Source organism: Rhodococcus baikonurensis, assembly GCF_040489275.1.
Lineage (GTDB): Bacteria > Actinomycetota > Actinomycetes > Mycobacteriales > Mycobacteriaceae > Rhodococcus_F > Rhodococcus_F baikonurensis.
The window spans coordinates 35,887-57,136 of record NZ_JBEUOQ010000024.1 but is presented as its reverse complement, the minus strand read 5'-3'; the positions used below and the strand labels follow the sequence as shown (position 1 = coordinate 57,136).

At 59.9% G+C, this 21,250-nt stretch carries 20 protein-coding genes; 6 read left to right on the top strand and 14 right to left on the bottom strand.

Features of this window, described 5'->3' with window-relative positions:
* A partial coding sequence (locus ABWI03_RS31235) for an integrase core domain-containing protein (RefSeq protein ID WP_353799033.1) occupies positions 1 to 441 on the top strand: 441 nt, incomplete at its 5' end.
* Positions 442 to 955: 514 nt separating this feature from the next.
* On the opposite strand, the gene ABWI03_RS31230 is transcribed toward ABWI03_RS31235, so the two are convergent.
* The 9 genes from ABWI03_RS31230 to ABWI03_RS31190 form a co-directional block, all read right to left on the bottom strand.
* Positions 956 to 1,531, bottom strand: coding sequence for a hypothetical protein (locus ABWI03_RS31230; RefSeq protein WP_003942445.1), 576 nt, complete (start codon positions 1,529 to 1,531; stop codon positions 956 to 958).
* Positions 1,528 to 1,662 carry a hypothetical protein gene (locus tag ABWI03_RS31225; protein WP_256931494.1) on the bottom strand — a complete coding sequence of 45 codons (135 nt, stop codon included), beginning with the start codon at positions 1,660 to 1,662 and terminating at the stop codon, positions 1,528 to 1,530. Before ABWI03_RS31225 ends, ABWI03_RS31230 begins: the two co-directional genes overlap by 4 nt.
* 21 nt (positions 1,663 to 1,683) lie before the next feature.
* Positions 1,684 to 2,316, bottom strand: a complete 633-nt coding sequence (locus tag ABWI03_RS31220; protein ID WP_037130206.1) for a helix-turn-helix domain-containing protein — start codon at positions 2,314 to 2,316, stop codon at positions 1,684 to 1,686.
* A gap of 6 nt (positions 2,317 to 2,322) precedes the next feature.
* Entirely contained in the window at positions 2,323 to 3,054 is a 732-nt protein-coding gene (locus tag ABWI03_RS31215; RefSeq protein WP_003942446.1) for a hypothetical protein, read from the bottom strand.
* The gene (locus tag ABWI03_RS31210) at positions 3,054 to 8,366 is read right to left on the bottom strand and encodes a telomere-binding protein (protein ID WP_037130209.1); all 5,313 of its coding nucleotides are present in this window, start codon (positions 8,364 to 8,366) and stop codon (positions 3,054 to 3,056) included. The genes ABWI03_RS31215 and ABWI03_RS31210 overlap by 1 nt, the downstream gene beginning before the upstream one ends.
* A gap of 198 nt (positions 8,367 to 8,564) precedes the next feature.
* Positions 8,565 to 8,840 carry a hypothetical protein gene (locus ABWI03_RS31205; protein ID WP_037130212.1) on the bottom strand — a complete coding sequence of 92 codons (276 nt, stop codon included), beginning with the start codon at positions 8,838 to 8,840 and terminating at the stop codon, positions 8,565 to 8,567.
* A 537-nt stretch (positions 8,841 to 9,377) separates the two neighbouring features.
* Positions 9,378 to 10,118 carry a hypothetical protein gene (locus ABWI03_RS31200; protein ID WP_037130214.1) on the bottom strand — a complete coding sequence of 247 codons (741 nt, stop codon included), beginning with the start codon at positions 10,116 to 10,118 and terminating at the stop codon, positions 9,378 to 9,380.
* A complete protein-coding gene (locus ABWI03_RS31195; RefSeq protein WP_003942441.1) occupies positions 10,115 to 11,080 on the bottom strand; it encodes a ParA family protein in 966 nt (321 codons plus the stop codon). Before ABWI03_RS31195 ends, ABWI03_RS31200 begins: the two co-directional genes overlap by 4 nt.
* 696 nt (positions 11,081 to 11,776) lie before the next feature.
* Entirely contained in the window at positions 11,777 to 12,451 is a 675-nt protein-coding gene (locus tag ABWI03_RS31190; RefSeq protein ID WP_003942436.1) for a hypothetical protein, read from the bottom strand.
* 834 nt (positions 12,452 to 13,285) lie between these two features.
* Between ABWI03_RS31190 and ABWI03_RS31185 the strand changes: the two genes are divergently transcribed.
* Entirely contained in the window at positions 13,286 to 13,573 is a 288-nt protein-coding gene (locus tag ABWI03_RS31185; protein WP_003942447.1) for a hypothetical protein, read from the top strand.
* A gap of 261 nt (positions 13,574 to 13,834) precedes the next feature.
* Here the strand turns inward: ABWI03_RS31185 and ABWI03_RS31180 are convergent, their stop codons facing one another.
* The 5 genes from ABWI03_RS31180 to ABWI03_RS31160 all read right to left on the bottom strand — a co-directional run bounded on the left by ABWI03_RS31180 (position 13,835) and on the right by ABWI03_RS31160 (position 18,363).
* On the bottom strand, positions 13,835 to 14,356 hold the full coding sequence (locus ABWI03_RS31180) for a hypothetical protein (RefSeq protein WP_232508943.1): 522 nt from the start codon (positions 14,354 to 14,356) through the stop codon (positions 13,835 to 13,837).
* Between the two features lie 77 nt (positions 14,357 to 14,433).
* A complete protein-coding gene (locus ABWI03_RS31175) occupies positions 14,434 to 14,937 on the bottom strand; it encodes a hypothetical protein (protein ID WP_298783079.1) in 504 nt (167 codons plus the stop codon).
* A gap of 305 nt (positions 14,938 to 15,242) precedes the next feature.
* Positions 15,243 to 17,243, bottom strand: a complete 2,001-nt coding sequence (locus ABWI03_RS31170) for a cutinase family protein (protein ID WP_209922987.1) — start codon at positions 17,241 to 17,243, stop codon at positions 15,243 to 15,245.
* Between the two features lie 23 nt (positions 17,244 to 17,266).
* A complete protein-coding gene (locus ABWI03_RS31165; protein WP_182262180.1) occupies positions 17,267 to 17,524 on the bottom strand; it encodes a hypothetical protein in 258 nt (85 codons plus the stop codon).
* Positions 17,524 to 18,363, bottom strand: a complete 840-nt coding sequence (locus ABWI03_RS31160; RefSeq protein ID WP_209922985.1) for a sigma-70 family RNA polymerase sigma factor — start codon at positions 18,361 to 18,363, stop codon at positions 17,524 to 17,526. The genes ABWI03_RS31165 and ABWI03_RS31160 overlap by 1 nt, the downstream gene beginning before the upstream one ends.
* A 340-nt stretch (positions 18,364 to 18,703) precedes the next feature.
* On the opposite strand from ABWI03_RS31160, the gene ABWI03_RS31155 reads away from it, so the two are divergent.
* The 4 genes from ABWI03_RS31155 to ABWI03_RS31140 all read left to right on the top strand — a co-directional run bounded on the left by ABWI03_RS31155 (position 18,704) and on the right by ABWI03_RS31140 (position 21,239).
* A complete protein-coding gene (locus ABWI03_RS31155; RefSeq protein ID WP_182262178.1) occupies positions 18,704 to 18,958 on the top strand; it encodes a hypothetical protein in 255 nt (84 codons plus the stop codon).
* The gene (locus ABWI03_RS31150; RefSeq protein WP_209922983.1) at positions 18,955 to 20,148 is read left to right on the top strand and encodes a conjugal transfer protein; all 1,194 of its coding nucleotides are present in this window, start codon (positions 18,955 to 18,957) and stop codon (positions 20,146 to 20,148) included. Before ABWI03_RS31155 ends, ABWI03_RS31150 begins: the two co-directional genes overlap by 4 nt.
* A gap of 26 nt (positions 20,149 to 20,174) precedes the next feature.
* A complete protein-coding gene (locus ABWI03_RS31145) occupies positions 20,175 to 20,495 on the top strand; it encodes a hypothetical protein (protein WP_209922981.1) in 321 nt (106 codons plus the stop codon).
* A gap of 138 nt (positions 20,496 to 20,633) precedes the next feature.
* A complete protein-coding gene (locus ABWI03_RS31140) occupies positions 20,634 to 21,239 on the top strand; it encodes a hypothetical protein (RefSeq protein ID WP_003944259.1) in 606 nt (201 codons plus the stop codon).
* Positions 21,240 to 21,250 lie beyond the last annotated feature (11 nt).

Genomic DNA, 21,250 nt, shown 5'->3' with positions numbered 1-21,250 from the left:
CATTCCGCGATCGACGGGAACACCCGCCTGGCGTACACCGAGGCACGCGACAACGAAACCGCCGCAACAGCCATCGATTTCATGAACAACGCCCGACTCTTCTTCGCCGCACACGGCATCACCCGTATCGAGCGCGTGATCACCGACAACGGATCATGCTATCGGGCAGCAGATTTCACCGTTTCACTCCGCGAAGCTCGGCACTACCGCATCAAGCCGTACACCCCGAAACACAACGGGAAAGTCGAACGGTACAACCGCATCCTCGCCGAAGAACTTCTCTACTCCCGCGAATACAGCAGCGAGCAGCAACGACGCATCGCCGTCGAAGTCTGGAATGTTCACTACAATTACCACCGACCGCATTCAGCACGCGGAGGACGACCGCCCGCCGCTTACCGCCGGCACCGCGTCACCAACGTCCGTTCCTCCTACACCTAGTTTCAGTGATGAGGACGTGCGAGGTTCCGCGGCAGCTGCATTGGCGGCTGTTCGACCTGACGCGATCTCGGATGAGGAACTGTGGGACCTTATGCGCGGCAACGTATACCAGCGTGCAGCGGCAGTCGAAGTAGTGTCAGGAAAGAAATCTGCGAACAGATTTGACGTCCTTGTTGCGATGTCGCGGGACACGGACCCGTGGGTGCGCGCAGTGATAGCGCGTCAGATAGCCCGTGAAAAGCCAGTCGATGGCGACATAGACCGCGCAAATCTGCTGCGTCGGCTGTTGGCAAACGAAGGAACCCTGGTTGCGCGGATGGTGGCGAGCACGATCAATTCGTCGCCACCTGATGATGGCACTGACAAAGTGGTTGGCATGCTCCGCGGAAACTTCTCTGCGGGAGTGCGACGAGCAATCGCTGCGTACGACGCAAAACGGAATCCTGAGTGATTTCACCAGCAATTTAGCGAAAGTGGTCGAGGGATCGAGTTTCTTCAGACTGATGGGGCTCCGTCACTCTCGATATTGAGAGCGACGGAGCCGCGGTGCGGACGTTCCTAGATCCCCAGTTTTGATGTGATCTAGTGTCGCCCAGAGGGTTTCATTGTCACCATCGCGGCGGTGCTGATCGATGGCTGAGATCAGCTTGTCGATCACGATCCTTGCGGCCGGATTGAACGATGCCGCAGCGGCGCCGGCCCAAGCCAGTGGTTCGTCGGCGCGGTTGAGAATGCGGTCCAACGCACCTTCGCATCGGTCGAAGAATTTCCCGGTCCGTTTGGACTGGTTGGCATCCTGATCATCTGCTGCGAGCGCAGACTCGGCCAGGTCGAGAAACCCATTGATGATAGAGGTGGCACGGTTTCGTAGAACTGGGTCGAAACCCAAGGTCGCCCAGAAACTGTTCCACCGCACCCGATATCCGCGTTCGGAGTCGAGCGGTACGAGGTGATCGCGGATCAACCGGCCGAGCGCTTCGTCATCGAGGTCGCGCAAGTGCCCCGCCAGGAGCGCCGGCTTCGACGCCGTCGGCAGGGGTTGTGGATCTTTGACGCGTTGCCAAGGCTGTGGGCCTACGGATTCGATCACGACGGAAGGCTCTCCGCCGGCCACGACACATCAGTCGCGCCGGCCGGCGACGCCCCTGCCTGGTCATCGATCAAGAACTCGGACAGCACAGCGCTGACGCGAGCTTCGATTGCACTGTTGGTGGGATTCATGTTCATGTCCTTATCTGCCGTTCATTTCAGTTCTCTCGCCACAGCTAACACCGAGAGGTCGACAGCCGGCGCGTCATCGGACCAGACCTGCGTTCGGCCCTGAGCCAGGATTTGAGGTCGGGGGTGAACACGCCATGGCTCCACTTCCTGTATGACCTCGTGGGCCAGCACGACACCATGGAAACGAGTAGGCAGCGTCGTGAGGTCAACGATCGAGCCTCTACGGCGGAACTCCTTCATCGACCGCGCTGAACCGTTACTAATGACAACCTGCCTCCACGGCTTGCCCGCGAGGTCCACGATCGCAACCACGTGCGAATCGAGCCATCCACGATCACGCCACGCTGGCAGAACTCCTCGACCTTTTGGTAATGCGATCGAAGTTATGGCGTCGCGGGCGTAATCGGCTTGTTGCTGGCTGCGCAGCTCCGAATCCGGCGCCGGCAGACGCAACTGCGCCAACCGAGGAGAAGGGATCGCCGCAAGCTGGCGGTTGGTGCCAGAAAGCCACCGTCGCACGGTGCGCGTTGAAACCCCGCAAGCCTCGGCGACGACCGCGACGTCCACTCCCCCGCGCTCGGTCTCGCCATAACAGGTCCGGAGCATCATTTCGAGTCGCTTGCGTGTCCACCGCGGCCCTCGCCGAGAAGTCATCGCCGCTTACCGTTCCACGTCGAAGCTATTGATTTGGTAGAACTCCCAGCCGCCGACATAGTCTTGGGCTCGGCTGTTCATCCAATTGATCATTCCCTTGTCGCCCCCATTTTCGTAGGCGCTCCACATGGATTCAACCTGGTCGGGTGTCAGGGCCAAGGTGATCATTCGGTCCCGCGCATACTCCCGGGTGCCGGGCCCCTGTACCGCGTCGATCTTGATCTTCCCGCCGAAGTTCGACAGTGCTTTTCCTCGTGCGCTGCTGCGTACGCTCGACATCGCTTCTTTACGTGAGGTTCGAGTGGACGCGGACTGTTTCGCTTTGCGGGCCAATGCATTCAAGGTTTCGGTGCGTGGCTTCGCAATTCGCTGTCGGCCCTCGGGAGCCAGCCAACGCTCGACTGTTCGTTTGGAGACACCCAAATCACGTGCCGCTGCAGCGGTGTTGATTTCGCTGCGCTTTCCCGGTCCGTAAGCGGCCAGCAGCTGAGCCTTCAGGTTCGACGCATTTGGCTGTCCGGAAATGTCGGCCCCTTGCCGGCCGGTCAACTTCCCGAAGAACTCCCCCTGAAGTTTTCCTCGTTCCCCCCGCAAGACTTCCCGGATGGCAGTCTGAGTGACACGAAGCTCTTTGGCTGCTCGCGAGATATTGATTCGGCCGGCCACGACAGACCCGAAGTCGGAAAGACTGTCTGCGATGCGCGAATACGACGCCCTACTGAGTGGGTTGCGTGCCATCAGGAATCACTCCCCTCCGCACTAGCTGCCCACTCGTTCGGAGCAATCAGCTCCGACTTCCCCCGATAACCTTTGCCGTCCAAATACTGCAGGTGGTCGGACAACAGCGCCGATCCTTCCGGCTTGTAGTTCCCGAACCCCCGCCCGAACTGCTTCTGATCTCCAGGCCACGCCAATTGTGGATCGCGCTCGTCGGAGACGTACAGGACGGTGTCCTTGGTGACCGCTACAGGCCACACTCCGCTGTCCTCGCCGATCTTCGCGATCCTATACATGATGTTCGCGCGAGATTTAGCGACAATATGGTGGTGCCGCTCGGGCGAGTAACCGGGTCGCCCGGCCAAATGCATGTCGGAATTGAGCATGCCAATGGTGTGCGTGTAAATCACTTTGTTCTGCTCACGCGCCAACAGTGCATCGGTGTCACCCTCGATATCCAAGGCGGTTCGCGCATCGCGAATGCGTTCGTACCACGGCACCAGAACGCGCCCGTGATCTCGCCAGACGAATGCTTCCAAGATCTCCGGCTCGTAACCGAGTTGGGCAGCGCGTTCGAGAGTCGGAGTGGTCACCCACTTCGGTTCGGAGACAGACAGCCCCATCGGATTCAAGGGATTCGGGTAACGCCAGTCCGCTGCGTCGGGGATTTCGATCAGCCAGTATCCCGGAAGCTTGCGATCGAACACCATCCCATCCGGGTGATGCTCTGGCTCCCCGATCGGCAATTCGAGACCAGCAATACCGGCAGCATAGGAACCGCCGCGATCGAAGGCATGAACGTAGCGGCATTTCGCCTCTGAATCGGAAAGGGTTCGCGACCAATCGATATCGGCTTCAAAGATCTGGAACTTCTTCGCAAAATCCGAGTCGGACGGCGCGAAGATCCGCTTCCATTCCTTGGGGCGCGCGGCGATCATCAAGTCGATCCCGGTCGATGCAGGACTCACAGCCCACGGGAATCGGAGCGCCCCGGCCAACAACGCAAGCCGCCTTGCCAACGTGGCTGCGGTAGGAGAGTCACCAAGTACAGGCATCTCTTTCGGATCCTGACTCATCCCGGAAATCAGAGCTACCCACACGCCACGTGCCTCGCCTCGCCACACACGAGTCCACGTCCCTAGCCGGTCCCCCGGCTGCCCGCCAAGCTGCCATCCCTGAGCCAGCGCATCGGTCACAAATGCAGATTCAGCCGACAGCTCCTTGAGTCGATCATTCCTGTTGCGTTTCCCCAACGAACTGGTGTCAATACCAACTTTCTGCGCCATCGCATCGGTGATCCAGATCTGACCAGGCACAGACCACGTGTCAGACGTCCACGTCCCGAGATTCAGCGTCGTGACCAACTCGGCGACATCTCCGACATGCGCGATCGGAGTAGCCAGCTCGTGGCGAGTGCCGTCCGGCAGCCATACACCGTCGACATCGAGTACTGCAGCCGGCGCAGTGAACGCGGCCGCCTTCTCCTTGCCGGCCGTCTTCACTACCTTCGGGCGAGTCTCAGGGCCCTTCGGTGCCAGCGCTACCAGCGGTGAAGGTTCGGTAGCAGGTTCGATTTCTTCCTGATTTTCGGCTGTGCCAGCTGCAATCGCCCGAGAAGCAGCGGTGCTCTGCCACCAGCACGGGAGGTGCATCACGAGTCCGTCGATCTCCCAGCCAGCTTCGTCGCCATGGCAGAGAGCGCAGGTAGATGTAGGTGAGATCTGGAACCCGTCTGCGGAGAATCCCTCTGCATCGGTTTCAATCGCCATTTCAGGCTCCTTGTCAGTGACAGAGCTGGTTAGACCCTTTTTTTCGTTGGACGGGATTGGCGAAGATACTGCGAACCCGGTAATGGACGAATTCGCTCGCGCTTCATCTGGCGAATCGTGAAGGTCCCGTCCATCGATGTCTGTAGGAAGGTCGGCAGGCTTGCTATCCGGTACCGGACCGTGGGGATCGTCAGATCCCGTTCTCACCTCAAAATCGTCCGAACATTCGCCGAACAACTTGTGCAGGCGTAGTGCGACCATTCGTTGACGACGGTTCTCGCACTTGATCATTCGCTGCACGGTGTAGCGGGGCATCCGGCCCTTCCGCTCTTCCGCGATCAGCACACCTTCGTCGTATAGTGCGCGCAGTGCAGTGCCCCGATCAATTTGCAAGGAATCGGTCAACATCTGCCCGGCGGATTTGAGGACCTGCTCAAGGGCCAGCAAATCAATGAGAATCTGCGGTTCCCCATCGCAGGGCCGTGGGTTGGCGACGACATAACCCAGACGGATTCCTCGACCCTCCTCTCTCCACCGAGCGGTGCCATCAGATGTTTCCCCGACAACGCTGCGCCGCCAGCCAAGTCGCTTGGCCAACGACCAGTCACTTGGCGCCTCACCAGTTTCGACGTCGTCGACGTATGCTTGCCCATTCCTCAATGCGTGTATCAAAAGCTCACGTACCCGGGCGCCCGGTCGCATCGGGAGGTCAGGATCGACCGCCGCGGACGCGGCATCGGTTAGACCGACAGCTACGAGGTCTCCCATATGTGCGACTTCGTTTTCCGTCAACGCGCCCAATTCGACAAGGAAGCGTGACATGGCATGCCAGCCGGCCCACAATGAGCCCAAAGCGTCGGCTTGACGTACGCTTTCGCCGCCCTTTCTCAGCTGATTGGCGTACTGTTCGCCTGCTGCAAAAGCGGCGGAACGAACTTCATCCAAGCGGGGGCACAGCCACTGCAAATAAGTGGCCATTACCAGGGCACGTCCGTGGCGGGATTCAGGGCCATCCAATTCTTTCAGAACATTCAGATCGATCTCTGACGCCTGGAGAGGGATGACGAGCATTCTTTGAGCTGCTGACCCTGGCCTCGGCATGATCTCCGACGTAATCAGGGCAGAAGCGCGGGGTGGTGTCCCGTCAAGGATTCCGAGACCGTCCCGGGTGCTCCGTGACCGCTCTTCACCATTGTGAACCAGACGAGCGAACTCTTCGAGAGCTTTCTGGGCGGTGGCGAAGTCACGCGTGGGAGCGACGTCATCGGCCCAATAAAGGGCATCTTTAGAAGCATTCAATTTGATGCGCAGTGCATTCAACGTGTCACCGTTACCTGACATCGATGAAGCAGGACGTCGACGGTCCCATTTCTCGCCCCAGTGATGCATCGCCAACGAGGCAAGCGAGGTTTTGTAGCTCCCTGGAGACCCGACAAGTGCCATCACCCACGGGTTTGGGCCTAGCGCGGACCTGAATACATGCCCGAGTAGTGCTGCCGAGACCCGGGTAGGCGTGCGTTCGAGCATCGATGCCGAGTCGCAAAGAAACGCGGCCCGGATCCGCGCAGGATCCGAACTGGGCGCAGGTAAGTCGAACATTCTCAATGGGCCGGTCAACAGCACAGGTGCTACCCGTCCGCCGTTCTCGTCGATAGCACCGCCGGCGTGTACGAAGAAATATTTTCCTTGCGCGTCCCGTCGCCATCCGGTGGATCGATACCGTACAACGCGTCGAATCTCGCGTCCGCCAGCTCCTTTGAGTGCATCACGAAGCTTTGCAACGCCGCTTGGACGGCTGTCGTAAGCAGGAGGGCCTGGCAGTGTTTCCACCCACGCGCAGTCCCGATACTCCTTTGCCGGGATCCGGACCCGCAGAAACTCACGGCTGTCCGGATGCGTGTATCCGATGATCACCGCAGTCAGCTCTTGCGGCGAGGCAGGGTTAATTTCACTCTGACCGGCCATCGCTTCGCGGCCCATCAAATCAGGCTCGTCGACGTCCACCCCATCGTCGGTGACTTCGAGATATTCCATCTCGACGATGCGAGCATCGATATCCAGCACCAACTTTGCCTGCTGATCGCCGTCTTTCCTGGTGACGATCTCGACGAGGTTCCCTTCGATGATTCGATAGACAGGGGCGATGAAATTGGTTCCGCGGATGCCATTGCGAACCACGACCGATGTCGCAGACGGACCGTTCGCCGCGGTGGCCTCGTCCGCGTTAGCTTCAGTGACTGGCGCGGGTTCGAGCTCCGGATCCTGCAGCAGCGGAGGGATCGCGACGCCGGCGACCTCATGAGCAGCTCGCGCCGCCACCCGAGACGCATTCCAAGCAATCGTCGCGGACTCGACGGCTTCGCCAGCCCACTCGGTCCCCTCCTCGGCTGCCTGCTGAACGACTTTGTCCACGAGCTCGCTCAGATGCTCAAAACGGCGCTCAGCCTCCAAAGCCCAGCGCTGAGCGCGCACCAACTCTTCATCGGACTCGACCTGCGTGTCAGCTAGATCGATACGCGCTACAGCCTCAGCGAGCGCGACCTCGACAAGGGCCTGCTTTTCGACCACGTCAGCAGCGAAGCTATGTGCTGCGACTTCTCCAGGACGGACCGGAGTAAACCCACCCCATTCGTCCTCGTCCGACCACAGCCCAGCCTCGACGTGGTCGGTGAAATCAGACTTCGGGGTGACTATCGCAGGGAGCAACAACTGAACCTGTGCGCCAACTCCACCTAGCAATGACGCAAGTTCTATGCCGCGCTTCCATCCAGCGCCATCTCTATCGAGGACGACGCGGACCTCTGCACCCTCGAAGAGCTCAGCGGAGGTAACTGGAAAGCTCAGCCCACCCTGCGCATTGGTGGTCGCGACCAACCCCAATATCTCAGCGGTCTCGACGTCCTTCTCGCCTTCGAGCAACCAGACCGGTGACCGCTCAGACAGGGCGGACAAGAGGGCGGGAAGCTGATAAAGGACAGAATCAAAACCGTCGGGCTTGCGCTTGAGACGGGTGCCGTTGGCACTGACAAACAACTGCCGGAACTGCTTGTGACGTGCGCCGTCACAGGAACTGCATTCCTCGCGGATGACTTCTTGGACGACGGTGCCGTCCGCCGACACGTATGGGTAGACCCTGACTCGAACCCAACTGTGCTCAATCTTGGGGTCTGGTGCAGCTACGGCGATTCGAGCCGGCAACCGCCCGCCTTTAGGACGTCGTCGACCCGCACTCCGTTGTTGAGCCGAACGGCCGACCCGAGTGAGTGCATCGCGCTCGGGAAGAGGTTCGTCGAACAGCTCGACCATGGTCAGGCCAAGGCCTTCGGCAATTTCCAAAGCAGAGGCGTTGCAGCCGTGGCAATGCAAAAGCACCATGCCGCCGCGGTGACCGTTGACCCAGCTCACTGACAAGGACGCATGTCGGTCCGCGTGGACAGGGCATAAGGCCATCAACTCGTGAGGGCCTCGGTGTTGGACCCCACCACTGGACTCGACCGCGATGCGTACGCGGTCGAACGACGACATAGGACCCGTCGCTGCGCCGCTCGATGCAGCCGCCGTCATGCGATTGCCTCAGCGACACTCGTCGCCAAGGATGGCGAGTGTGCTCGGAATTTGGTTAGAATGGCCATAAGTCCTCTGGACTTGAGTAAGTGAAGTTCGGAAAGTGACCTCGCAAGTCGCTTCCCGGGACTGAAATCGAATCGAAGAACCCCCTCCGGCCGGCAAAGCAGTGGGGGTTTTTCGCTGTCTAGGGCCAACTCATGCTGGAACCGAAAGTTCGCCGTCGGTCGCTTCGCGAGCAGCCTGGGTTCGATCAACTGCATAGCGGGCGTCGTGGATGCGGAGTCGCTCCGGATCCAACTTCTTGAGGATGTAATCAGGAATGTCGAGGTTCGAGGCGCGCGCCATGACGAGCACCCAGTAGTCCCCGAGATCGATCCCGAGTTCGTCTGCCCGACGTTCGTAGACCTTGGCCTGGTTGAGGGGTGCGCGCACGGAGAGGCACCGGCGCGCGCCTTTACTTGGTCGTCCCATGGGATGAGCGTAAATCGATTCTGATTCAGAAACGGTGATGCTGGTTGTGTCAGCGTGTCGTGCCCGGCGCTGCTCATGTCTGAAATCCCCTCAACCCTCGCAATGAATGCCTCTGATTAGAGGAAGATCCGCGTGCCCCGCGCCGTGTGACAGATGGGGTCAACAAATCTTCGTGCGCATCATGTCGCGAGACCTGGACGGGCCGAGTCGAAGCGGAGTCAGGTTAGCGAGGCATGCACTTTCCCACTACTACGTGTGACCTATCTGCGAAGTTGGTGGGGAGTGGGGGGAGTGGAAAGAAACAGCAGTTCAGGCGGCAAAAACCGCTCCCCACGTAGGTGGGGAGCGGGGTGGGGAGTGGGGTGGGGAGCGGCTTCAAAGACACGAATCGGCCGTTTGCGCTCGCCCGGATCTACGATCTGTTTTTAGGCTACGAAGGCAGGCGATTCGATGCCACCTTCGACTGCCGTTCATGTGGGCCTGGAAGCAGAGACGACCTCCGAGGCTTACTTTTTGCTCCTCGAAGGTCGTCCCCCACTATCGTGCGGGCGACCGCAGGTGCAACGACAAGACGCCCGCGAGCAATCGGCTGCGCGATTTGGAACCGACGACCTTCACTTGCTCGTCAAGCCAGTCACGTTGAGCGGTGGTGAAGCGGAACCAGGTCTCGACGGGTCCTTTGACCGTGAACGGCTCTTGATGGACTGGAATCCCTGAGGACGATCTGCCCGCGACGGGTTGAAAGAGGGCTCGCAGTCGCTCGATGCCTACTGCGTCGAATGCCTCGATGGCAACATCGGCGTGATCGCATCGCCGTTCGGCTGCACGATTCACCAAGGCGTCGCGAGTGGTGCGATCCAGGTAGGCCGTGACAGTCACCTTCGAGGTATCTGCAGCCGGCGGATTTCCTTCTTCCAGAATCTGGGCTGGGGGCGCTTCGGTGACTGCGGGTGGAGACTCGACGACAACAGGAGGCGCGTGGGGTGGTGCGACTGGAACGGTGACAGCTTCGGGTTCCATCGGCTGCACCCGCACTGGAGATTCAGGCGCCGAGACGGCGGGTTGAGGGGCGTCGGTGACTCGTTTGGGAGTCGGCGGGTGAGGAGCTGTGGAGTCGATCTGGGGTTGAGCCGTGTCCGGTGTCTGTGGGCTCGTAGTGCGGCGAGGCTGCAGCCCGCCGGCCGGGGGCAAGAGACCAGCGAGTCCCTCTGCTCGGTTGGGCTTCGGGGCGAAAGACTTGGCAATGCTCTTGCGGTTGCGGACCCTATTTTCACTCATGCCGAAGCCCTCTCAGCGGTGATGGTCGACATCCGTACGAGGATCTCGCGGGTGAGGTTCGAGTAGTCCTCGGCCAGGCCAGAGGCGTTTCGCGAGAGCATCAGATCCTTTGGTTTCGTGCCTTTCCTCAGCGCTGCGATCCGTGATGCGGTTTCCCCGGCCGATCGTTCCTCGAGCTCATGCACCAGAAGTCCTTGGCGTCGCGCGTCGAAGGCGGTGGTTTCCATCGTGCGGATCCGAGATTCGAAAGTCGGGGCCGAATCGCCGATCATCTCCTCGACTGCTTCCCGAATCGTTGCGTCAAGTTTGGTTGCGCGTGAGCTGACGCCGAAGAGGCAGATCCCGCCGAGTTGGAGCTGGGGGTTCACGGCAGGAAGGTTTCGTTCCGGATCTCCGTCTCGTGCTGCCGAGAACTGGCCGGCGATCGTTTCCATGCCGTCGAGGCTGGCATCATCTGCGCGGATTGGAATGACCACAGCGTGGACTACTTCCATCACTGCTTCGATGATCGTGAGATCCGTCGGAGGGGTATCGAAGATAATGACGTCGTAGTCTGCGGCCACTTGCAGCAACATGGCCAGTAGAAGCTGTCCTAGTCGTTTGCCTCCCTGGCGTTGCTGCCTGGACACCATGACTGCGGCAAGGTCGAACATTGCCGGGCCGCCTGGAACGATGTCGAGATTCTCGCGACCACCGACGTTCTGGATGATCGGCGGTGCCGACCCGCTCAAGAGGGCTGAGAACAAGGGCACGCCGTCCTCCTTCACAAACCCTAGGTCGCGGCACAAGTTGGCCTGGGGGTCGAAGTCAAGCAAGAGAACCCGGTAGCCGCCGGCAGCGAGTAAGCCTCCGGTGTTCGCGCAGAGTGAGGTCTTGCCCACTCCCCCTTTGCCGTTGAAGAATCCGAAGCAGGCAGGCAGTTGCTGATGAGTGGGTGTCGTTGGAACGGCATCTACAGACATGGTGGTTCTCCCAATGGACGTTGGTTTCTGACGAGTGGTCTGTAAGGAAAGTTAGCAGGGGTCCTGGACAACTCGCGGTATGCCACGCGTGTGGGGCCGTATGTGTTCAGGCATGTGGGTCGGCAAGCGGCGCCGCGTGTAATGCCGCGTGTTTGCATGCCGATGTAATCGCAGGTGAACACGTATGTGAACACGTATGTGAACACGTATGTAAACACGCGTGAGTCGCTGCAGGGAATCACGCGTGAAGAAATGCGGATAATGATGCGTGAACACACGCGGATGAAATGGCGTGTAAAGAAACGTGGTCTTCTGCGTGTTGGACTGCCTGGGGTGATACGGGAGATGAAACGTGGTTCTATGCGTGAGACTCCGCATGATCAGGTGCGGAGTGCACAGCGGTTTGATGTGCGGGTGTACATCCGTGATGTTTTGCGTGACCGCTCGCAGGATGATGTGCGTGCAGAAGGATGGGCTTGCGTGCGGGGTGGTACTAAGGGTTCTCGTACGGCATGTGGTGCGGGTCTACATGCTGTGCCACAGGCGGAATCAGTTGCCAATTGGCGTACGGATCCGCCTGCTTGTAGGCGAGGGTGACCGGGTGCGTGATCAGAATTCTAGAGCCCCGGACTCACTACTCACTCTGCGTGATTCAACATGGCTTGCTTTGCGTGAAGGTGTGCGTGAAATAGCCGTTTAGCTGTACTGATGTGGGGTTCGTCGTGGATCGCCGATGGCGCCACGCTGTGCACGCTGTGCCTTGATGCGATGTCCGAGGCCGGCGACGGTGCGGACATCTGCGGCCTGAGCGATGGCGTCAGCCCGGCGAAATCCGTCGAGTTCGACGGCTAGATCGACCAAAGTGTCTTCGAGGATGTCCTCGGCAGCCGCATATAGGTCCCAGAGCTGCTTGAGCTCCCACGCGCGGATCAGGGGATTAGAGAAATAGAGCCCGTCGACGATCTTTTGCACCCGGGCTACCTGGGGATTTGTGCGTTCGTGCGCCTGCGACCAGATCGAAAAGTGGGAACTCGCCGAGCAGGTGACCACAGTCGTGTCCAGTTCGCGAGCAACTGCGGACCAGGATGTGGTCGTTTCGAGGCCTCTGCGCGCATGTCTGGCGGCCTCGCCGAATGCCCGTTGGCACACTGTGGCGTATGCGGCGGCTGAACGTCGCGCTTGGCTTAGTTCGCGCAGTTCAGACAGGGTGGTGAAGCTTTGGCGTCCGCGAGTGAACTCGGTCGCAGCCAACAGGGCGTCGCTGCTCGTCCATTGAAATCGAGACTGCCTGTATTGGTCGCGGTGCCAGCGGAGATCGTCGATCCATGCCGAGTTGAGCTTGAGGCCCATCTCGCTGCCAGGAACGGTCATAGAACAATGATGACACCACACCGGTGGTGTGTCATCAGTAGTACTAGTTGCGTCCCGACAAATCATGCTTATCGCCTTGTTTGGAACTTGAAGGCATTCCAACGGTCGCATGCCAGTCATACCGACATACCAGCCAAGCGGCTTCGCAAACATTGCCACTCACTTTCAAAGGCGTCCCAGAAGCGTCCCAATGTCGCATAATGTGCCAGTCGAATTGGATTTGATGTGAGGTTGGGACGCTTGTTGGACGCCATGCATATGGTCGTGTGATGGAATCGAGCTTGCCACTTCCGCATATGTAGGCAATTAGGCGCTTACGTCTTGGTCGTATCGAAATGATCCGATAGGTTTCTCTAACGGCTGTGGATATGACTTGGGTGCAAGATTCGCGGGTCTTGGGTGAGGTGTCTCGTCGCACCCGAGCTGTCCAGGGAGGGCTGTATAACTCTCAGCAAGATCACTTTAGGTTTTGAGCGAGCGTGTCTCGTTCCCTGTTCAGTATCGGAGATTGACGTGAGTAGCACGCATAACCAAGGCCCGTCTCAGTCGGCTGGCGGGCACCGACCACTTGCCGGGACCTTCCGTTCGGCCGCGGCCCGATCGGTCGAGAGCATCGCTTCCGCGTACATCGAGGGTGACAACGACGAAATTGAACAAGGGTCGGAAGTACCCGCGCATGTGGATCGCCCCGCCGAGACTGAACCTGCTGGAAGCCAACAAGATCGGGAGTCAATCGACCGTTCCTCTGACCTGGATGGGGGAGGGAAGTCGTCAAGTGTTCGGGTGCCGGCAAGGTGCCATGCGAAGCTCGAGGAGATGCGGGCGAGCACGGGGATGACGAACGGTCAGATTTTCATCGTCGCGATCGAGGAGACTCATGATCGACTGCCGGAACTGCTCTACCCTGGCGGTCGAATCGGTGGGGGATTATTCGCAGCCCGCGGCATTCGCGCCAAAACGTCACGTGACGATAGTGAGACGCAGGTAACTTACCGACTATTTCATGCCGACTTCGACGTGATTGACCACCTTGTGGCGGAACTGGGCGCAAAATCCCGCTCGCATCTGATCGCGGCGGCGCTGACCGGATATTTCTTCAAAGACGACGAGCCCGCAATATGACGAGGGGAGCGACGAGGGCGCCTTCAGCGCTTCTTGTTTGCGAGTACCCAAAGGAAAAGAACAAGCACGGGGGAGAAGGCGACAGGGACGGCGAGTACCCAATGCGTCACTGTCCCTGTCTCCACCTCCCTGTTGATCCAAGTCAGTAGAAGGGCTGCGACGAGCCACAGGAACGCGACGTGGCGCCAGCGCAACCGCCGCAAGAACAGGTTCAGTCCCACAGGCAGTTTCAGTCTCGACATTCGGTTTGGCATAGCTGGCTCAATTCAGTTGGATATCGACCATGCGGAGTCGGTCGCTGGCAGAAAAGTAGGCAAGCGCGTCAAAGCACGCTGCCGCCGCTTCAGCCATTTGGACGGCCCTTCCGCGCGCCCGTACAGAAACACCCCATAGATTGCAGGTCTGTTCAGTGGTGGGCATATGGGTAGGTGGGATTCCCAATGCGCCGGCTGTCAGCTGCCGTGTATCAGAGTTCTGGTGCCATTTTGGGAACAGATCCAGTTGTGAGAACAGGTGCCTGAGTAGCCCTGTGTGTTCCTCCGGATGGAAGCCGCCCGCGATATGTCCCTCAATGCTGCGGGCCAGCGTTGCGAGCGGGAGGGCCGCCGCGTCGTCGACCAAGGCGCCTCCACTGGCCAGCGAGATCTCCCACGATCGCCCGCTGCCTGTGTCTATTGCCGCAATTTCCCGTACCGGGCGCTCGCCGTTGTCGGTCGCTGCGGTATTGACGTGAACAACAAACAGATCGCGACCGCTGTTGCCGAACGGTGAAGGAGTTGCCATGGCGTGGAGGGTAGCTGCCAGCATGGACTGGATTGCGATCCTTGCCGATGCGGCATTGTCGATCTGAAGTGTCGAAATCAGTTGTTCTGTGTAGGGGACCGACGATCAGGATAATCGGCGAGGACTGCGGTGGTGAACGCCTGATACTGGGACTCCGCGAAGTCGGCGAAAAGAGTAGCGACCGTCCCGTCGTATGGCTTGCCCTCGATCGTGATTGTTGTTTTCGGCGGGCCCTCGCCAATAGTGGTGTGTCTCTCCAGCGCTCGATGAGTGACCTGGTCCCGCACCAGTTTGAGGAGTCTGAACTTGTTATCGCCCATTAAGGCCTGGCGCCACCGTTCCTGGCCTTCGTGGAGCTGCACACCGTTCTTCCTGATCGCCTCCCTCAGGTGTTCCAGGTCAGACTCGCCATGGGGATCGAACCGCCCTGCTCGTCGCAGTCGATACGCAGCAGCTGCGCAAAGATCGAGGCAAGTCAGGGCCGTGCGCGAGGCAAAATCGATCGGGGCTAGTTGTAGGACATCGAATTGCTCGGGTGCGAAGCGTTCATGGATGTACGTGTCACCCTTGGGGCCAGCCATCTCTTGCGCCAGTCCCGCAGCTATGCGAGTGAACCCCACTTGAAAGGCAGCTGAGGCAATCAGTGCTGAAGCGGCCTCATAGTCTGCGGGGAGTGACTTGAGGCGATCCGAAACAGTGTTTGAGATCGTCAACAGGCGAACGTCGTCACTCGGTCTGCTCATCCCTAATTCTCTCGCACGTGACGAGTGGATATGTAGAAAATGGGAAAGCGAAAAGGGCCCCACCTTTGGACGGTGAGACCCTTCCCTGGCCGTGCGGTTCATTGTTTGACTGCTGACCTTGTGCAGAGTTGAGGTCAGGGGAGTCAGGCGGTCACTTTCGCAATCGCGTCGCGGAAGTGGTTGGTCAGATCCTGGAGGGCGGTCGTTCCAGCGGAGTCGATGACCATTTCTCCGTAGCTCTGGTGAGCTCCGGAACCGATGAACGAAGCGAACTTCAGTCCTTCAGTCCCGATCTGTGCCAGTGCATCGGCGCCGTCAGAACCTGCCAGCGCGGTGAGATTCGAAGCGAGCCCACCAAGGTCCCCTGTCTGGGACTGCTGAGTTAGCTGCTGGCCGGTCGCCGACGATGCGGACGCTGCTCCGAGTTTGGCCGGATCAGTCTTCTGTCCACCCCCGAGCGTGCCTACCGCGATCTTCGCGAAGTCGAGGATGTGGGGGAGTGCACCCAGACCGGCTCCGATGACATCGCCGGTTTCGATCGCGTGCCAGAGCTGCTTCTGCAGTTCGCCGGCGGAGTTGGCCAAACCGATGATATCGAGGTTGCCGACGAGTCCGACGATCATCGACACGATCTGAGCGGTACCGGACGGGTCGGGGATCATCGCGATGAGTGATGCTGCGGTCTTGTAGTCCAGTCCTGCAGCGAGCTTGACGAGTGGTTCGAAGAGAACATTGATTCGGTCGAACTCGGCGTGCACCGCCTTGACCTTCGCCATGGGATCGAGCGCGGGATCGAGAACGATCTGCGGGATCCGAGTCGTGAAGATGTCGGCGACAGCTGGAATGTTGTTGGCCAATGCGAAGGCATTCGTCCCGATGTGGGTGACCTGATCGATCAGGACACTCGGCTTGATGATCGAGAGCGCGTTCGCGGCAACGGAGAGCCCATCCGCCGGGGTGGACGTCAAAGGTGAAACCTGATTGGCGAGAGCATCGACGGAAGCCTGCAACTGCGGCACCTGCGCCGCGCCTGTGGCTCCCTGGACTGCCTTCGTTATCGAATCGGCGGCCTTCAATGCGCCGGCCACATCGATACCCTTGACCGTCTCGACGATCTTGCCGGCCGTGAACTCGGGCGTCGATGCGTCCGCTGACTTGAGTGATTGTTCGACGGCGGGATTCTGAGTCACCCACTTGGTCGTATCCGCTACAGGGACCAGAGTGTTTGCAATGTCGGATGCCGCTGCGCTCACGCTGGCGAGGTCGGGAGAACCAGACTGGAGCTGCTTCTGCAGAGTGTCGACGTTGCCGGCAAGGCCCGGGAGATCAACCTTCGAGTAGTCCGAAACCAGGGCGTTCTGCAGGGTCGCTGTGTTGGGCTGAGAGCCATCACTCTGCTGTGGACCGGATGCAGTAGGGGGCTGTGAAAGTACTCGGCCGAGACCGGCAAGTAACCCGTCCTTGTTGCTGTTCGTCGAGCAGTAGAGGTCGTCAGGTGCGCAGTACGACCGCGTTACCGAGGCTGTCTTTCCGAATCCGCCTGGCCGCGCCCCCGCAATACCGACTCCGTCGACAGCTGGACCGACGAGAGTGTTGTCCTCGCTCGGACTCTGTCGGGGATCGGCAACCAAGCCGACCGCGATCAGCTTCTCCGCGGGAATCGGACCCTTGTCGTGCCCGATCAGCCACGTCAGATCGCCCGCGACATCCGCCCCTTGGCTGTAACCACCGAGAGCGAAAACAGTACTAGGGCACTCCGTTGCCCGGGTCTGCATGACTTTCGCGGCAGCCTCTATTCCGGTGGCCTTACTCGTTCCGTAAGTCTTGCCCTTGTTGAACGCGGATGCTTCGTAGGCAGGGTAAGTGACTTTGATGGAGCTTCCGAACTGCTGAACAAGCGGATCAGTCACTTGCTTGAGAAGGCCCGTCGCCACCGAAGAATCTGCTCCCGAATCTGTCTCGAACGTCCCCGTCATCATGACCACCTCCGCAGTGGGGCAGCCTGCAGAAGCCGGTGCGGCATGAGCGGTCCCCGGCGTTGAGATCGTGAGCAGAGTTGACGCCACGGCTGCTGTAAGAAGGGCCGCCGAACCTACCGAACGGGCGCGTCGGTAGTCGGTAGATGGGGAAGCGATGGTCGTCATGACAGATCTCTTTTCGTCATCGATTACAGCGAGGGCAAAGTGGAAAGACCGCTGCCCGAATGTGCGGTCACGGTGTTCGGCAGAAGGTCGACGACCGTGAAGACGGCGCGGTGAGCGAGCGACATCAGCTGTCCCAAAAGTTCGGGATGACTCACGGAAGGGATACGTAGCGCTGCGTCGAAACTTCCAGCAGTCTCGAAAAGAAGGGACGATTCCTTCATCACGAAGCCAGCGATCAGGAAGCACACCAGCAACGAAACTGCGTCGAGAGTTCGAGTCATCACAAAGCCTGTTCGATCGGCCGGGCGCTGCGCGATGCACGGGCGAAGCGCGCATGATCCGACGTCTGATTCGAAGTTCCTACGCTGTTCCGAATCTTCGACACAGCGCGATAGAGCCGCTGACGAAGTGCGGCCGAGGTCATGCCGATCTCAGCCGCGATCGATGTCAGATCGGTGTCGGTCTGGTCGAGATATGCGCGCTGAATCAAAGCTCGGTCGGTGCCGGTGATGACTCCGTTCCGAACAGCCCAAGCGAGCAAGTCCTGGGCGAGAAATGGGTTCTCGGTTTCCGCCTCAGGAGCATCGGAACGATCCATCAGATCCGACGCGGGGATCTCACCGGCAAAGGTGTTCTCGTGTGCGATCTTCTTCAAAGTCCGCAAAAAGAGAGCTGCATAAATGTTCTCGCCGGACGGGCGATACTCGGCTATCAATGACATGAAAGTGGCGATTGTGGTGGCCGCACGCTCGTCGTAAGCGTGGTAGGAATCGAAGCCGGCCACCCGCGCGTGACGGGTCAACGAGATCAACTTCCCGAGCATCAGCTGCAACAGCGCTCGCCCCGCGAGAACGCTGCCCTCCTGGTGGAGGGTCAACAGTGCCAGCAGTACGGCGTCGCGATCGAGGCGATGGGCGCCAGCCAAGTCGTTGAGTTCTTGCACCTGCTTCAAGGCCGGCTGATTGACCGACCATGTGAGCACCTCTGCCGCTGCTGAGGGTCGTGCGCACAGCTGCATCCATTCGGTGTTCAGGCGGCTGTAGAGGTCGCCTCGAGTCGCGTCGTGGGACGGCAGGGCGGACGACGAATGGCTGGGTGCGGTTGCTGCGTGGGTGGACATTTCCACGGGTCTCCTCTGTGCGCGTGCGAGGTTGGTCTCGCGCCCAGTAGAGCAGCCCTATATTGCCTCTGACCTGCATGTTTGTTGTTGCCAGGGGAGTGTTTGTTGTTGCCGGAGATGTTGTTGCCGCGCGCTTTGCCGTGAGTGGATGCGCGTGCATCGAAGGCATCGACGTGCACGTTTGAACCTCTGGCAACAAGCACCTGGCCGCGCTCGGAAAAAACTTTGAAAAAAGTTTGGCGAGCTCTGTCACTCAGGTCTTCGCGCCCGGATCTTCCTACAAGTAGAAGCCCACAAATTCGGTGCGGCTTTCACACTCGCCAGTCGCCAGGAGGACCGGATGCACGACTCGATGCAAGCGCTACTGCACGATCTCGGCTACGCCCATGCCATTGCTGAGGAGATCCGTCGAGTCGCTGCGGCTCTCACACGAAACCCATTCGACGAAGATGCCAGCGCCGCGCTCTCGTTGTTGGTATTCGCAGAGGTGCCGGCCGCTCGTGCAGCGCTTGCGCGGGCAATGAGCGCCGACATCCCGGATGGCGAATCAGAACTCGACTCGTCAGAGCAGCCGTCCGAGGCAGGTATCCGATGAACATTGATTGGAAGAAGATCAACAACTTCGGGCGCACTCCGAAACCGAAGCAGGATGGTTCCGCAACCGCCGATTCCACCGAGACGATCGTCGATGAAGTAGAGGAGCGTGTGCGCGCAGAGCGAGTCCAGTGGGGCCTTCGTCAGCAGTGGACTACACGCGCAATTCGCGGTGCGATCATCGCCGCTCTCGTCGCAGGAATTGTCTCACTGCTGCTCGTCGTATTCGGCTCGTCGTCAACTCCGGCAGTCGTCAAAGCAACTGACAACGAAGCGCAAAGCATTGACACCGCAGCACAAGCCCAAGCCGAAGATGTAGCCCGTCAACTGGTCGTGGCGTGGCTTCAAGGAAGCCGAGGAAACGAGCGTGAGATCGAACGGTTCGTTGCCACGCCACCGAATATTCCGGCATCTGCGCTCTACGTTGCGACGGACCCCGCCATCGCATCAATTGTCTTCGATCGCGACGCACGAACCTACGCCGTGACGGTATCGGTCTCGGTACGCCCCGCCAACGATGCCTCCGCAACAATCGTTCGGCGCTACTTCCAAGTTCCTGTTGTTGTGACCGAATCCGGTGCGCGCGCCGCCACACTTCCTTCCGAAGTTGCGCAGCCGTCGACAGCTGTAGACCTTCAACTCGGATATAAGTTCCGCGTCGCGAATCACCCGATCGGAACGTCGGCCAACCAGTTCCTCGCCGCACTTCTGACAGGCAACGGCGAGGTTGCTCGCTACCTGACGCCGGGGGTTTCCATCGCGCCGATCGTCCCGGCGCCGTACCGCAGCATCGCACTCACCGATGTGCTCTCCTCGGTCGATCTCAGTGCGTCGAACTCGGCGGCACCGCGTTCAGATGGCGACGTTGTGCGCTTGTTGATCACTGCATCTTTGAAGATCACCGACGCCGAATCTGTCAACGGTCAGTACGCGCTGACGATGACTTCCCGCGGCGGTCGCTGGGAAGTCAGCGCCATCGATTCAACGCCGCTCTTTGCCGCTACTGCTCCTCGCAGCGGAGTCAATTCGTCGACCACGAGCGCCCCGTCCCCGTCGACTCCGAAGAGCGCTCCGTCGACTTCCGCATCGACATCCGTAGCGCCGGCTCAGGCTCCCGCGCCAAGCCAAACACCCGGATCGTCGCTTCCAGCTGTCGGCGAAGTCCCACTGTTTTCCCCTTCAGGAAATTGACTCCTCGAACCGAAAGGTGACCCATCATGTTCATCGCACTCGCCGCCGCTGACCCCAACACCGCGATCGTCGCCGCCGGTGTCTTCGACAAGATCGGAGAGCTGACCAACAACGGAAAGGTCGCCCTCCAATCTGCAGCCAGCTGCCTGGTCCTGTACTTCCTTCTCCGGAACTTGATGCAGTCCTTCACGATCGCCCGGCTGGTCGTCTCCGCCCTCATCGGTGCTGCAGCGCTCTGGGTTGTCTTCAACATGGACTCCCTCAAGGACCGAACCGGAGAGGACCTGGCCATCTCTGTCGTGCAGGTCGTAGAAGCGCCGGACCCGAGTCTGGATCTGCCGGTGTAAACGGCGACCGGAGACCAGTCGAATCGCCCTTCACCGACCCTGACAAGGAGGACTGCAGATGTCCGTGGTAACCACCGCGGCAACGGACGCGACCACACGAGCACACCGACAGAACTCCTCACGCGAGTCGGTGCACGCATGAACGACGACAACAACGTCGAAGTCATCAAGGACTTCACAACAGCTCGAAGTATTCCTCAGCTGATCGGCCGCACACCCGACGGTAAGAAGCTTCCTTTCGGCCCCTACACAGTCCCTCAAGCCGTCAGTGGCGCCGCTGTCGGAGCAATCCTGTGGCTCCTGCATCCGTTGTGGCTCGGCGACAGCATCACGTGGAACGTCGGATTTTTCGTTGCATGCTGTGGCGGCACGGTGTTCGTCGTCGGCAAGCTCCGATTGGCCGGCCGCAGCCCGGCATCTGTCGCTCAAGGGGTCAAAAAGGCCGTCTTCGCATCGCCTGAGGCCAAGCTGAAGATCAACGGCAAACGCGTGAATATCCGAGCACCGCACCTTGTTCACGCCGGCGGCTACATCACTGCCGATCCGCGCATCGAGGACCAACTCGTCGCTGCTGTGGAACCCGAATCCCCTTCTGAATCTGTGCCGGTCGCACACAACGCTGTCGGCACTCGGTCGCGACCACAGGAACTGCCCGCCCTCTCACCAAACGATCCCGCCCCGCGCCCCGGCCGTTCGAGCGTCAAGGAACTCCTTGCGCTGGCCAACGCCGGAAACTCCGAGTAGAAAGCGATTCG

Excerpts from the sequence above, each read along its gene's own strand:
- ABWI03_RS31225 (WP_256931494.1), bottom strand. The coding sequence starts at position 1,662 with ATGAATCCCACCAACAGTGCAATCGAAGCTCGCGTCAGCGCTGTGCTG.
- ABWI03_RS31220 (WP_037130206.1), bottom strand. The coding sequence starts at position 2,316 with ATGACTTCTCGGCGAGGGCCGCGGTGGACACGCAAGCGACTCGAAATG.
- ABWI03_RS31215 (WP_003942446.1), bottom strand. The coding sequence starts at position 3,054 with ATGGCACGCAACCCACTCAGTAGGGCGTCGTATTCGCGCATCGCAGAC.
- ABWI03_RS31210 (WP_037130209.1), bottom strand. The coding sequence starts at position 8,366 with ATGACGGCGGCTGCATCGAGCGGCGCAGCGACGGGTCCTATGTCGTCG.
- ABWI03_RS31205 (WP_037130212.1), bottom strand. The coding sequence starts at position 8,840 with ATGGGACGACCAAGTAAAGGCGCGCGCCGGTGCCTCTCCGTGCGCGCA.
- ABWI03_RS31200 (WP_037130214.1), bottom strand. The coding sequence starts at position 10,118 with ATGAGTGAAAATAGGGTCCGCAACCGCAAGAGCATTGCCAAGTCTTTC.
- ABWI03_RS31195 (WP_003942441.1), bottom strand. The coding sequence starts at position 11,080 with ATGTCTGTAGATGCCGTTCCAACGACACCCACTCATCAGCAACTGCCT.
- ABWI03_RS31190 (WP_003942436.1), bottom strand. The coding sequence starts at position 12,451 with ATGACCGTTCCTGGCAGCGAGATGGGCCTCAAGCTCAACTCGGCATGG.
- ABWI03_RS31185 (WP_003942447.1), top strand. The coding sequence starts at position 13,286 with ATGACGAACGGTCAGATTTTCATCGTCGCGATCGAGGAGACTCATGAT.
- ABWI03_RS31180 (WP_232508943.1), bottom strand. The coding sequence starts at position 14,356 with ATGGCAACTCCTTCACCGTTCGGCAACAGCGGTCGCGATCTGTTTGTT.
- ABWI03_RS31175 (WP_298783079.1), bottom strand. The coding sequence starts at position 14,937 with ATGGCTGGCCCCAAGGGTGACACGTACATCCATGAACGCTTCGCACCC.
- ABWI03_RS31170 (WP_209922987.1), bottom strand. The coding sequence starts at position 17,243 with ATGACGACCATCGCTTCCCCATCTACCGACTACCGACGCGCCCGTTCG.
- ABWI03_RS31165 (WP_182262180.1), bottom strand. The coding sequence starts at position 17,524 with ATGACTCGAACTCTCGACGCAGTTTCGTTGCTGGTGTGCTTCCTGATC.
- ABWI03_RS31160 (WP_209922985.1), bottom strand. The coding sequence starts at position 18,363 with ATGTCCACCCACGCAGCAACCGCACCCAGCCATTCGTCGTCCGCCCTG.
- ABWI03_RS31155 (WP_182262178.1), top strand. The coding sequence starts at position 18,704 with ATGCACGACTCGATGCAAGCGCTACTGCACGATCTCGGCTACGCCCAT.
- ABWI03_RS31150 (WP_209922983.1), top strand. The coding sequence starts at position 18,955 with ATGAACATTGATTGGAAGAAGATCAACAACTTCGGGCGCACTCCGAAA.
- ABWI03_RS31145 (WP_209922981.1), top strand. The coding sequence starts at position 20,175 with ATGTTCATCGCACTCGCCGCCGCTGACCCCAACACCGCGATCGTCGCC.
- ABWI03_RS31140 (WP_003944259.1), top strand. The coding sequence starts at position 20,634 with ATGAACGACGACAACAACGTCGAAGTCATCAAGGACTTCACAACAGCT.